The organism is Mucilaginibacter sp. 14171R-50, from assembly GCF_010093045.1.
Lineage (GTDB): Bacteria > Bacteroidota > Bacteroidia > Sphingobacteriales > Sphingobacteriaceae > Mucilaginibacter.
Map to the genome: position 1 here is coordinate 577,586 of NZ_CP048115.1, position 12,205 is coordinate 589,790.

Here is a 12,205-nt window from a genome sequence, read left to right on the forward strand (position 1 = left end):
TTATAGTTTATCGCATATTTGCGTCACACTTAATACAATGTTATGAAACACGAAGATGTGGTTGCAGCGCTTAAGGTTATCGCTGAAAAAGAAATGGCCATAAATATAAGCAAACCCGATTTACAGGACCTGAAACAATACAACCTGATAAATATAGCGAAGGGCGAAGAAAATGCACGATCGCCGGCTTGTACTTTAACCAAAAAGGGCAGGGTGATGTTGAAGGCAAACTTGCCGAAGGATAGCAAGACAGCAGACATTGAGCAGGATGACCTTAGCGATTAACAATCGTTATCGCGCTGCGCTTAAAATCGGGGGTTACACACAAAATGCACAGGCCATGCTTAAAATCGCCTGTTAAAAAGAAGGGCCGCTCTAAATAGAGCGACCCTTCTTTCATCTCGATATTTACTTTATTTTTCTTATCCGGTTATTGTTGTAATCGGCAACATAAACGTTGCCCTGGTTATCAACAGCAATGCCTCTTGGATCGTTAAATGATGCCGTGCCGCCAGCACCATCTGCCGAACCAGTAGTGCCCGTGGTACCGGCAAGTACACTAAAGGTTTTGTCGGCCGCTATTTTTAATATGCGCCCGTTTGCATCTGCTATATATAAGTTATCACTGCCGTCTATCTTAATAGCCTGTGGCCGGCCAATAGCAAACGATAACGAGTCGGGGCCGCCGGTAAAGATGGTTACCATATAGTCTTTACTTATTTTTCTTATCGTTTTATTCAGGGGTTCGGTAACATATAAATTTCCTGCTGCATCCCTTGCAATACCGCTTGGCTTATTTAACGATGCTGCTGTACCTTGTCCGCTTGCAATTCCTGCAAACCGGCTTCCAGCTACCGTGGTAACTACCCCTGCCGGGGTAATTTGCCTTATCAGGTTGTTACCCATATCTGCCACAAATAAATTTCCGCTGCCATCTATCACGATATCTGCCGGTTGCGAGAACGATGCGATCGTACCTGTACCGTTATTATATCCGGCCGAACCGCTGCCCGCAAAGGTGCTTACAATGCCCGACGGCGTTATCTTGCGGATTATGTTATTGCCCATATCCGCTACAAAGATATTGCCGGTTGCATCTACCGCTAAACCGGCAGGCGCATAAAATTGGGCTATGTTTCCAGGTCCGTCGGTATTACCCAGGGCACCGGTACCTGCTATAGTGGTAACCTCGCCGTCAGGTGTTATTTTCCTGATGGAGCAATTATAAGAATCGGAAACATACACGTTGCCCGCGGCATCAGTGGCGGTGCCATACGGATGGTTAAACAAGGCTGCCGCGCCGTGGCCGTTGGCGTTACCTTCGGATGATCCGGCAAGGGTACTTACATTGGCGGCAGGCGTGCCTGTGCCGCTGCCGGTTTTAAACTGAACAACGTTACCATAAGCCGTAGCTTCCGAGTTTGTAGCATACGCCCTGGCATAGTAAGTTGTATTGGGGGTAAGCCCCTTTATATTACTGTTAAACCAATAAAGGCCTACTTTATTGTCGGTTTTAGCATCGGCAACAGTAGGTTCGGAATTGGTTGAACTGTAACAAACGCCATAAGCAGTAATGTTTGTGGCGCCATTGCTTATAAAACCGCCACCCCAAGCGCTGGTACCGGTTGTTTCAACAATTACGTCAGTAGTTACCACCACCGGCTTTTCTACAGTTACGGCTGTCCCTTTTACGCAGGCGCCAAGCGATGCGATGATTAGTAAGAGCAATAAATTGATTGGAGTTGATGTTTTATTCATATATGTATTTGACGTAGTATGATATGCCGCTAATTTGCTAAATAATCAATTCGTGAGTTGTTAATTAGTGTTAAAGAAAGTAGCGTAAAACAAGTGTAATGGCATTTTTACATCTATTACGTGTAGCCGGGCGAGATTGCAACAGTGGCTTTAAAATGAATGTAAAACATTACAAAAAGAAAAGTATCCTGTTATAACCATAGCTAAACTATTAAACACAAAAAGCCCCTGCAAATAATGCAGGGGCGTATAAGCCGTGCTTAATTTTATATTACTGAAAGGTTATTTTGCGGATGGTCCCTGCATCTGTACCTACATACAATGCGCCCTTACTGTCAATAGCAATAGTATTTACCCCGTTAAATCCGGCTGCGGTACCTATACCGTCCACATCAGCCCCTCCACCGGCACCTCCCGCAATAGTGGTTACTTCTCCCCTCGGATTGATCATTCGTATAATAAAGTTGGATGTTCCGTAATCGTTATCACAAACATACAGGTTACCCTTATTATCCAGTGTAATACCAAACGGGGCGCCAAACTGCGCGGCTGTGCCCACCCCATCTTTTGCAACATGTGTATTATTCCCTGCAAGCACCTTTAAGCCGTTGTTGTCTTTTATCCAAACCCTGCCATTTGTAGCGTCTGATACATATGTTTTTGATCCTGAAAGCGCTATTCCGTAAGATGACACCCTTTGTACATTCGGCTCTGCCGACAAAAACTCCGCATTACCGATAACGATACTTACATTACCTGCAGGCGTTATTTTTTGCAGGTTACCGCCACTGTTAAGCAAGTATAAGTTATCCTGCTTATCAAATTTTATAACGCTTGTATAAACTTTTAAATCGGCCCTGGTGGTTGCCGTATAGTTTGTACCCGTACCTGCCCACCATTCGGCCGTGGTTGGCGTAGCCGTTGCAGAACGGAATATGCCGCTGTAACCGTCAGCGGAGCTTGATTCGGTTGCAAAGTAAACCTGGTTTTGGCTATTAAGCCCGATAGCCCACAAAAGCGTTTTGGTATTTAAAACTGCAATATTGGTACCATCCCCGTTAGGGTTAGGGAAAACAGGCTTATAGTAAGATATTTGGCCTGCGCTATACTTAACAAGCCGCGCGGCCGGAACATTGCCGTTGTAAAAATTATCTGTCCAATAAATGTTATCGGCCGCATCAATGGTTATGCCTTGCACCGGCCCGCCGCCTGTGCCTGCAACAGTTGTTACGTGAGCTTTTTGCACAGTTAAATTTTGCTCCGTGGTTACAGTACGCCCTTGGGTGGTAACTGTTAATGCCCCGGCGGTAACCCCTTGGGGAACCGTGATCTCGATAGAATCCGCGTTGGCGGTATGTATTGTAGCTGTTATATTGTCTATCTTCACCACATTTTTATTTACCGCGGCCCCTAAATTGCCGCCATAAATGGTCAGCAGCCAACCAGGGAAGATCTTGGTGCTCGATACACTGGTAATATGCGGCAAAGTACTGGTATTGAACAGACCTGCCAGGCTAAATACAACCGTATTGTCGCCGGTTAATAAAACAGTGATATTTAAAAATATACCGTTAACATACCACTTGTCGTTTACCTTTGTTAGTATCAGCTTTTTGCCGCTTATGGCCGTTAAGGAAGTTCCGTTGGTTATCTTGGCAATATCTATTTTCCCGCTCACAATATAATCTCTTACAACCGAAGAATCGGGCAGGTAAACATCTGTAACGGCGGTTATTTTCTTCTGACCGTTAGTTTTTAACGTATAGGCTTTATTTGAGGGCGCGAAAACGGTTATACCATTTTCTACTTCGGCTTGCGTAAGCCCCGCCAATTTAAAATCGAGGGCAAACTGGCTAAGGGTATCTTTACCTGCAAGCGCCGTGTTCACACTGGTGGTCACCTCTTCTACCGTGGGCTTTTTTACAGGCTTAGGGTCAGGATCGGGTTTTACAGGGTCGCTTTTTTTACACGCACCGCAAAAAAGCACAACCAAAAAAAGCAGCAAAAGGTATTTTACCGGCGAATATATCTTGTTCATAATAAAGCAATTAGTATAACAATAGTAATATTATTTGTCGCCATAAAACATACCCGTAAATGGGTATATTGTAAATATTATTTACGCCGGTACAACTCGTTACAAACCGCTGACCCAATAAATTTTGCCCATTGCCGGTTAAAGTTATTTTTGTACCCTTGACCCGCTTTCGGGCTGATTTAAAAACTACAATGGCTGAAAATACTCTGGTAAGGCGCCTTGGACTGGCTCATGCCACTGCAATAAACATGACCGACATGGTAGGCATCGGGCCGTTTATAACATTACCTATGGTAATAGGAATGATGAATGGCCCATGGTTTCTGTACGCCTGGCTGGCGGGGGCCATATTATCATTTATTGATGCGATGGTTTGGAGCGAACTTGGCGCAGCCTTCCCAAAAGCGGGCGGATCATACAATTTCCTGAAAGAAACCTACGGTAAAACCGGCATGGGTAAATTAATGAGTTTTTTATTCGTATGGCAAACCATGATACAGGCGCCGCTGGTAATAGCGTCTGCGGCGATAGGGTTCGCCTCGTACTTTTCATACCTGCTGCCGTTATCCGCTGTAGAAGCTAAAATAATGAGCGGCAGTGTGGTAATTTGTATAATCGTATTGCTTTACCGCAAAATTGAATCTATCGGCAAAATAAGTATGGTGTTGTGGGTAGGCGTTTTACTAACCCTGATATGGATAATTGGCGGCGGCTTAGCACATGGCAACTTTTTATCACCCATAAAGCATATTAACGACGGCCTTACGCTTAACTACGCGTTTGTTGCTGCTCTTGGTTTTGCCAGCGTAAAAAGCGTTTACAGCTACCTGGGTTATTACAATATTTGCCATTTGGGCGGCGAAATTATCGACCCGGCTAAAAACATACCAAAAAGTATGTTTATATCTATTGCAGGCATTGCGGTTTTATATATGCTGATGAACGTAAGTGTGGTGAGCGTAATTCCGTGGCAGCACGCTAAAGACAGTGGCTTTGTAGTCAGCGAATTTATGGAGCAACTATCTGGACATGCTGCGGCTAAAATTATTACCTGCCTAATACTACTTGTGGCCTTTTCGTCGGTATTTTCGGCTACCCTGGGCTATAGCCGTATTCCGTATGCAGCAGCTGCAGATGGCGCGTTCTTTAAGGTATTTGCAAAACTTCACCCTACCGGCAACTTCCCGCATGTTTCGTTATTATTTTTAGGTGGGGTAGCTTTTATTTTTAGCCTGCTGTTTAAGCTTAGCGATGTAATCAGCGCTATACTGGCCATGCGCATAGTCATCCAGTTTATTTCGCAGGCATGGGGGCTGTTCCTGCTTCGGCGGCGGAAAAGCGAAACCAGCTTCCCCTATAAAATGCCGCTATTTCCAATACCCGTTTTCCTGGCTATTATCATGTGGGTAGGTATATTGATATCCACCGGTTTTCACATGGTGTTAGGCGGCCTAAGCGCAATAGCTTTGGGCGTTGTGGTTTACTTTGTTAAAGCAAAAGCGAATAAAGAGTGGCCTTTTAACATTACCGCTAAAGCCGATAAAAATCCTCAGCATTTTTAGCCCAAAAGGCTTCTTGTTCATCCTGGCTTAATCTACTTACGTAGTTGTCAATAACCGCCAGCACACCATTATAACCGCCGGCTACATTACATACGGGCCAATCAGAACCGTACATTACGCGCTGCGCCCCAAAGGCTTCGAAAACCACCTCCAGGTAGGGTGTAAAATCTTTGGGTTGCCAGTTAAGCCAATCAGCTTCGGTTACCATTCCCGATATTTTGCAGCAAACGTTTGGCAAGGCGGCTATCGCTTGCATATCCGTTTTCCAGCCGGTTATCCGTTTTTCTTTTATGTACGGTTTCGCCAGGTGGTCTATCACAAAACGCTGATCAGGAAAGGCCGATGCGAATTGCAGGGCATATGGCAACTGATTTGGCTTTATCAATATATCGTAACTAAAATTGTATTTATTTAGTAAGCCAATGCCCCGCATAAAATTTGGGTTCAGCATAAACTTGTCATCAGCCTCGCCCTGTAGTATATGGCGAAACCCCTTAATCAGCTTAACTGTGCTGTAATACTGCAGGCGTTCTTCCACCCTGTCGGCCGCCATTTCTATCCAGCCAACTATACCCTTAATAAAACTGTTGTTTTCCGCAAGGCTCAGCATAAGGTCGTTTTCGGCTTCGGTTTGCTCTACCTGCACGGTTATGCATCCCTCAATACCGTTTTGCTGCAATATGGGTTGCAGTTGGCCGGGTAAAAAATCCTTTTGGATGGCCTGCATCGAATCATCTATCCAGGCGTGCCTTTCGGCGTCAAATGTCCAAAAATGCTGGTGACTGTCAATCTTTCGCATAGGCTTTGAGCACTTGTTTTGCTTCCCCAAGGCCCTCAATACCAAGTTCAACTATATCGCCGGGCTTTAAATATAATGGTGGTTTCATACCTAAACCTACCCCTGCAGGTGTACCTGTAGATATCACATCGCCGGGCAACAAGGTCATGAACTGACTTATATAAGCCACTAAATAAGGGATATTGAATATCAGGTTTGATGTGCTGCCGTCCTGAACAATTTTGCCGTTAAGGGATAACCACAAGCGCAGGTTATGTACATCTTCGATCTCATCTGTTGTAGCTAAAAACGGGCCTACCGGTGCAAAGGTATCGCAGCCTTTGCCCTTATCCCAGGTGCCATTACGTTCTAATTGAAACTCTCTTTCAGACACGTCGTTATGCAGGCAATATCCCGCCACATAATCCATCGCTTCGCTTTCTTCAATATAGCTGGCCTTTTTGCCGATCACCACAGCCAATTCTACTTCCCAATCGGTTTTTACGGAGTTTTTAGGAATAACAATATCATCATTGGGACCCACCAGGGCCGTAGTTGACTTAAGGAACAAGATAGGCTCCTTTGGCAGCGGCGCGTTCGTCTCCTCGGCATGATCTTTATAATTAAGGCCTATACAAACAATTTTTGAAGGGCGTGCAAACGGGCTGCCTAATCGTTCGCTATCGGCAATTTTTGTAAGCTTTCCCTCGTTTTCGTTGATAAATTGCCGTAGCCTGTTTAGCCCGTCGTTCTCAAAAAAGGCTTCGTTATAATCCTCTCCAAAGGCCGATGTGTCGTATTTTACATCATTAATGATAACACCGGTTTTTTCGTTACCTGCCGCGCCGTATCGTATCAGTTTCATTTATTTAATAGTGAGTAGTAAAAGGGTTAAATGGTGAACAGTTGATGGTTCTCTGTTAAAAGAAAGTTGGTAGCAGATGATTGATAAAGCATTCCAGCACTTAAATTTCGGAATATTTGACCGCACGCCACTCAACCATTCTCTATTCACCATAAATTAATTGTTTAATTTTATAAAGCCCCCGTCTATGGGGTAATCGCAGCCTGTTATAAAGCCTGCTTCGTCGCTGCACAGGTATAAGGCCAGTGCCGCAACTTCCTCGGGCCTGCCCATGCGGCCAATGGGCTGGCTTTTTGAGAGCTTTTCAAAAATCTCTTCTTCGCGGCCCGCATAATTTTTCGATATAAAGCCATCAACAAACGGCGTGTGCACCCTGGCCGGCGAAATGGTATTACACCGGATATGATCTGCAAGATAATCTCGCGCTACCGAAAGGCTCATGGCCATAATGGCGCCCTTGCTCATGGAATAGGCAAACCTATCGGTAATACCCACCGTTGCCGCAATTGATGCCATATTAAGAATAACCCCACCGCCGTTTACTTTCATTAAAGGCACAGCCGCATACAAGGCGTTGTAAGCCCCCTTAACATTCACGTTATATACACGGTCAAGATCGGCTCCTGTTGTGCCTTCCAGGCTGCCTATGTGTGCTATGCCTGCATTATTTACCAGGATGTCAACCACCCCTATCCGTTTAAATACATCCAGTACCTGTTCTTGCAGGCTTATATCGGCAGTATAACCAAAGGCATTGCCGCCACCGGATTGTATTTCTCCGATGGTTTGCGTGGCGGCATCTTCATTAAGTTCAATGATATGTACCGTGGCACCTTGCCGGGCAAAAAGCACCGAAATGGCCCTACCAATCCCGCTGCCCCCACCTGTTATTACCGCGTGTTTATTTTTTAAGCTGAACATTGTAATGCTTTATAATGAAACCCCTCTCTTCCAGGGGATGAAATCGTCCTGTCCTAAAATTACCGCTTTGGGTTGTTTTAGCCCGCTGGCCACTTCTATCACATAATCCAGCATGCGTGTGGCCGATTGGGCTATAGTTTCTTCGCCTTCGATGATAGTGCCGCAATTTATATCCAAAATGTCGGGCATTTTGTTGAACACCGCTGAATTTGTGGCCACTTTAATAACCGGTGCAATGGGGTTACCCGTAGGGGTACCCAGGCCTGTTGTAAACAAAACCACATTCGCGCCCGCTGCTACTTCGGCGGTGCTGCTTTCTACATCGCTACCTGGCGTGCACAGCAGGTTAAGCCCGGGCCTGGTTACTTTTTCGGGATAATCAAGCACAGCGGTTACCGGCGATGTTCCGCCTTTTTTTGCAGCACCGGCAGATTTTATAGCATCGGTGATCAGGCCATCCCTGATGTTGCCCGGCGATGGATTGGCATAAAAGCCCGAACCATCGGCTTCGGCACGGGCGTTGTAGGTTCGCATCAGGTGCATAAACCTCAGCGCCTCCGCTTCATCCACACACCTGTCGCTCATCTCTTGTTCTACGCCGCAAAGTTCAGGGAATTCTGACAGGATAACGCTGCCACCCAACCCTACCAAAATATCAGACAGATACCCCAGCGCGGGGTTTGCCGATATACCCGAAAACCCGTCCGAGCCTCCGCACTCTAATCCTATGCACAGTTTAGATAACGGGGCGGGTTGCCGCACCTGCTTATTGGCTTCCATCAGCCCGGCAAAGGTTTGCTTCAGCGCTTCATGAAGTAACTTGCTTTCCGTACCCATTTTTTGCTGTTCGAGCATTATCAGCGGCTTACTAAATCCGGGGTCGCGTTTTTTGATCTCTTCCTGTAGTATCCCTGCCTGCGCATGCTGGCATCCCAAACTGAGTACGGTTGCACCCGCCACATTGGGATGGGTGATATATCCGGCTAATAAACCACACAAAGCGTCAGAATCCGTACGGGTGCCACCGCAGCCCATATCGTGGTTCAGAAACTTTATCCCGTCGATATTCTCGAACAGCTTTTTTGCAGTTTGCCCTACTGGGGATGGTTGCAGATCGGCCTGTAAAATATCAGCTGCTGTTTTACCCGATCGGTACATCGCTATCAGGTCATCTACTTCGCTTTCGTATCCCCGCGGTTGGGCAAAACCAAGCTTCGCCGCCAGTGCATCCTTTAAAACGTTGATGTTCCTGTTCTCGCAAAAAACCAATGGTATCACCAGCCAGTAGTTTGCTGTACCCACCGAGCCATCCGCACGATGGAAACCCATAAAAGTTTTGTGGCGGTAAGCATCCGCAGCGGCCGGTACTGTCCAATCCGTTTTACGGCTGCCCAGTTTAAAATCATCCGCGGCATGCCTGATGTTATTTACGGTTAAGGCTGCGCCTTGCGGTATAGGCTGGTTAGCCTTACCTACCAGTACACCATACATATAAACAGGCGCTTCGGGCTCAAGCGCGGCAATAGTAAATTTATGCTTTGCTTCAACCGGCGTTAACAGGGCGAAGCTATGCCCGTTAAAATTCACCGGAGTGCCCGCCGCAAGGCTGGTTAAAGCCACCAGCACGTTATCGGCCGGGTGAATTTGTATATAGGTAGGCTTTTCTGCAGGCATTGCTAATTGATACGCTTTTAAAAGTTTCTGTTTTACGAATATATAAAAGCTTATAATTATTTACTGTAAAAATTACCTTTAATGTAAAATTATGTGAATAAAAAAAATCCCCCATAAGGTGGAGGATTTGATATAATGGATTATGCTATTAAAAAGATGGATTATTTTATTTACTTATCAAGTTGTATAATTCGTCCAGCTTTGGCGACAACACGATCTCGATACGTCTGTTCTTTGAAAGTGCTTCGGGAGAGTTACCGGTATCAATCGGCTGAAATTCTCCTTTCCCTGTAGCGGTTAATCTTTTAGGGTCGATATTTTCGTTTTCGGTAAGGTAACGGGTTACAGATGTTGCCCGCAATACGCTTAAATCCCAGTTATCTTTGATCTGGCCAAGGTTCTTTATCTTCTTGTTATCGGTATGGCCTTCAACGGCTATATTGATATCGGCTTCTTTATTCAGTACAGCCGCAAGCTGCTTCAGCGCCTGTTTACCTTTTTCGTCGATCACAATGCTACCCGACGGGAAAAGCAATTTATCGGTTAATGATACATACACCTTGCCGTTACGTATATCAACAGTAAGCCCGCTTTGCTGAAAACCAAGCAAAGCCTTTTGCAACTTATCTTTCAGCGCGTTGGTCGCCTCGTCGCGTTTGCGCAAAATCTCTTCAACTTCTTTAAGCCGCGCTTCACGTTTTTGCAGGTCGGTAGATAACTGGCTTACTTTTGACGAACTGGCATTATAATTTTTATCAAGAGCATTATACTTATCATTTAAACCCTTATAATTTCCTTTTAGCGTGGCAAGTTCCTGGCGTATGCGTGCTGTGTCGGCTATCAGTTGCGAAACCTGCTCTTCTAATGCAGTGGTACGGTTAGCTAACGAATCGCGCTCGGCTAATAAAGCCTTGTGCTTTTTTGGCGACATTACTACGCACGATTGCAGTGCAGAAATAAGCAGAGCGGCTAACAGTAAGTGTTTAAATTTCATGATCAATCAGATTTAAGTATATCAAGCTATCGCGTTTTTCAGAAAAACATTCATAGGGTATATCCTGCTGCACAAAGCCACAATTTCTGTTGCGGCGCCGGCGCGCACTACTTCCTTATCTTTAAGTGGATGCCAGGCTACAAAACTTTTTAATTTTAACAGATCGATGTTTTCGTTATCGGCATCATAGCCCTTTGGGGTTGTCTTTAACTGGTCTTGTTTCCTGAACTCGCCAAACAGCTTTATAAATTCTTCGTCGTCGATTATCTTTTTCAGATCTTCGGCATTATAATCAATTTCCTGGCGTATGGCTTTGAGATGATCGGCTTCGGGCATCCAATAGCCCCCGGCTATAAAAGATTTACCTGGTTGTATATGTAAGTAATATTCAACCCCGCCGGGTTTTAAACCCTGGGTTGGCAGGCTTATGCCAAAGTTGTTTTTGTAAGGCGTTTTATTTTTGCTGAAGCGTATATCGCGGTAAATACGCATTACGCACTTTTTGGGGTCAAGGTCGGCGCTAACGCTGGGGTCAACTTTGTGCAGCTTGTTAATAACATCGGCGGCAAGCTCAATTACGTTGGCACGCGCATCGTCGTATCGGTCTTTATTTTCCTGAAACCACTCCCTGTTATTATTTTCAACAAGCTCTTTTAAAAAGTCAAGCGTTTGGGGCCTTATCATCCAAAGTATCTGTTTGTGGTTTAGTGCGGTTGCCTGTCATCAACCAATAGTGTTAATTCAGGTGCAGTTTCTCGCTTCGCATGTTCAGTTCAACATTTTTACGACGGTATTTTTTCAGCCAGATGTAGGCTACTACAGCCACAGCCAGATAAGGAGCAGCCAATAAATATACTATGCCATTGTTTAAGCCATTGGTAGTTTTGGCTCCGCTTTTTGAATTGGTTTCGACATTAGAAGCACACATAGCACATTGTGCCTTAACCGGCACTACACTGCATACCAATAAGCCCAATACTAACGCGATGTATAAAAATTTTAACTTTTTCATGGTTGGTTAATTAAAGTGGTAGTAAGGCCTGATCATCAAATATACAACAACACCCGATAAGGTAACAAACAACCATATAGGGAACGTCCATCTTACCAATTTCTTATGTTTTTGTACCTGCATTTGCAACCCGCGGTAAAAGCTTAACAGTATAAGTGGTAAAACCCCGGCGGCAAGTATAATATGCGGCACAAGTATATACAAGTAAACAGTTCTTGAACTCCCCGCCGCCGCACGTTCAGCATCTGATAACAGCCCGTTGCCGTCTATATCCCCATAAACGGTATCATTACGCATCAGGTAATGGAACAGGATATACGATACCAGGAACAACGACGACAGGCAAAAGGTAGTGATGTTCAGCCGCTTGTGTATTGTAATTTTGCCCTGTTTAATAAAATATAACGACGTTAACAGCAATATACTGCAGGTACCATTAAGTATGGCATTAAGCAAGGGCAAATAGGGAGTGAACGCGGGCGGAGTAGCCGGCCCGGGTATAAGATGGCGGTTAAGCACAATAACCACGGCTATAACAAATACGGTTATACCGGCAACAAATCGGAATATGAATTTATCTGTCATTCTGTTGTATATATTAGG

General features: G+C 45.1%; 12 protein-coding genes. 2 read left to right on the forward strand and 10 right to left on the reverse strand.

Annotated elements, in window-relative coordinates:
- Positions 1-42 precede the first annotated feature (42 nt).
- Entirely contained in the window at positions 43-285 is a 243-nt protein-coding gene (locus GWR56_RS02720; protein ID WP_162429635.1) for a hypothetical protein, read from the forward strand.
- 123 nt (positions 286-408) lie between these two features.
- Here the strand turns inward: GWR56_RS02720 and GWR56_RS02725 are convergent, their stop codons facing one another.
- Together GWR56_RS02725 and GWR56_RS02730 are read right to left on the reverse strand one after the other, a co-directional pair.
- Positions 409-1,758, reverse strand: coding sequence for an NHL repeat-containing protein (locus tag GWR56_RS02725; protein ID WP_162429636.1), 1,350 nt, complete (start codon positions 1,756-1,758; stop codon positions 409-411).
- A gap of 271 nt (positions 1,759-2,029) precedes the next feature.
- Positions 2,030-3,796 carry a fasciclin domain-containing protein gene (locus tag GWR56_RS02730; RefSeq protein WP_162429637.1) on the reverse strand — a complete coding sequence of 589 codons (1,767 nt, stop codon included), beginning with the start codon at positions 3,794-3,796 and terminating at the stop codon, positions 2,030-2,032.
- A gap of 191 nt (positions 3,797-3,987) precedes the next feature.
- Between GWR56_RS02730 and GWR56_RS02735 the strand changes: the two genes are divergently transcribed.
- Positions 3,988-5,358, forward strand: coding sequence for an APC family permease (locus GWR56_RS02735; protein WP_162429638.1), 1,371 nt, complete (start codon positions 3,988-3,990; stop codon positions 5,356-5,358).
- Here the strand turns inward: GWR56_RS02735 and GWR56_RS02740 are convergent.
- The 8 genes from GWR56_RS02740 to GWR56_RS02775 all read right to left on the reverse strand — a co-directional run bounded on the left by GWR56_RS02740 (position 5,327) and on the right by GWR56_RS02775 (position 12,187).
- Entirely contained in the window at positions 5,327-6,157 is an 831-nt protein-coding gene (locus GWR56_RS02740; RefSeq protein WP_162429639.1) for an amidohydrolase, read from the reverse strand. The genes GWR56_RS02735 and GWR56_RS02740 overlap by 32 nt on opposite strands.
- Entirely contained in the window at positions 6,144-7,001 is an 858-nt protein-coding gene (locus GWR56_RS02745) for a fumarylacetoacetate hydrolase family protein (protein WP_162429640.1), read from the reverse strand. The genes GWR56_RS02740 and GWR56_RS02745 overlap by 14 nt, the downstream gene beginning before the upstream one ends.
- 156 nt (positions 7,002-7,157) lie before the next feature.
- Positions 7,158-7,922, reverse strand: coding sequence for an SDR family NAD(P)-dependent oxidoreductase (locus GWR56_RS02750; RefSeq protein WP_162429641.1), 765 nt, complete (start codon positions 7,920-7,922; stop codon positions 7,158-7,160).
- A gap of 9 nt (positions 7,923-7,931) precedes the next feature.
- Positions 7,932-9,596, reverse strand: coding sequence for a UxaA family hydrolase (locus tag GWR56_RS02755; protein ID WP_162429642.1), 1,665 nt, complete (start codon positions 9,594-9,596; stop codon positions 7,932-7,934).
- Positions 9,597-9,762: 166 nt separating this feature from the next.
- Positions 9,763-10,590 carry an OmpA family protein gene (locus GWR56_RS02760; RefSeq protein ID WP_162429643.1) on the reverse strand — a complete coding sequence of 276 codons (828 nt, stop codon included), beginning with the start codon at positions 10,588-10,590 and terminating at the stop codon, positions 9,763-9,765.
- A gap of 21 nt (positions 10,591-10,611) precedes the next feature.
- Positions 10,612-11,274, reverse strand: a complete 663-nt coding sequence (locus tag GWR56_RS02765) for a DUF2461 domain-containing protein (RefSeq protein WP_162429644.1) — start codon at positions 11,272-11,274, stop codon at positions 10,612-10,614.
- 52 nt (positions 11,275-11,326) lie between these two features.
- Entirely contained in the window at positions 11,327-11,602 is a 276-nt protein-coding gene (locus GWR56_RS02770; protein WP_162429645.1) for a hypothetical protein, read from the reverse strand.
- Between the two features lie 6 nt (positions 11,603-11,608).
- Positions 11,609-12,187 (reverse strand): DUF420 domain-containing protein, encoded by a 579-nt coding sequence (locus GWR56_RS02775; protein WP_162429646.1) that lies wholly within the window; start codon positions 12,185-12,187, stop codon positions 11,609-11,611.
- Positions 12,188-12,205 lie beyond the last annotated feature (18 nt).

Excerpts from the sequence above, each read along its gene's own strand:
- GWR56_RS02720 (WP_162429635.1), top strand. The coding sequence starts at position 43 with ATGAAACACGAAGATGTGGTTGCAGCGCTTAAGGTTATCGCTGAAAAA.
- GWR56_RS02725 (WP_162429636.1), bottom strand. The coding sequence starts at position 1,758 with ATGAATAAAACATCAACTCCAATCAATTTATTGCTCTTACTAATCATC.
- GWR56_RS02730 (WP_162429637.1), bottom strand. The coding sequence starts at position 3,796 with ATGAACAAGATATATTCGCCGGTAAAATACCTTTTGCTGCTTTTTTTG.
- GWR56_RS02735 (WP_162429638.1), top strand. The coding sequence starts at position 3,988 with ATGGCTGAAAATACTCTGGTAAGGCGCCTTGGACTGGCTCATGCCACT.
- GWR56_RS02740 (WP_162429639.1), bottom strand. The coding sequence starts at position 6,157 with ATGCGAAAGATTGACAGTCACCAGCATTTTTGGACATTTGACGCCGAA.
- GWR56_RS02745 (WP_162429640.1), bottom strand. The coding sequence starts at position 7,001 with ATGAAACTGATACGATACGGCGCGGCAGGTAACGAAAAAACCGGTGTT.
- GWR56_RS02750 (WP_162429641.1), bottom strand. The coding sequence starts at position 7,922 with ATGTTCAGCTTAAAAAATAAACACGCGGTAATAACAGGTGGGGGCAGC.
- GWR56_RS02755 (WP_162429642.1), bottom strand. The coding sequence starts at position 9,596 with ATGCCTGCAGAAAAGCCTACCTATATACAAATTCACCCGGCCGATAAC.
- GWR56_RS02760 (WP_162429643.1), bottom strand. The coding sequence starts at position 10,590 with ATGAAATTTAAACACTTACTGTTAGCCGCTCTGCTTATTTCTGCACTG.
- GWR56_RS02765 (WP_162429644.1), bottom strand. The coding sequence starts at position 11,274 with ATGATAAGGCCCCAAACGCTTGACTTTTTAAAAGAGCTTGTTGAAAAT.
- GWR56_RS02770 (WP_162429645.1), bottom strand. The coding sequence starts at position 11,602 with ATGAAAAAGTTAAAATTTTTATACATCGCGTTAGTATTGGGCTTATTG.
- GWR56_RS02775 (WP_162429646.1), bottom strand. The coding sequence starts at position 12,187 with ATGACAGATAAATTCATATTCCGATTTGTTGCCGGTATAACCGTATTT.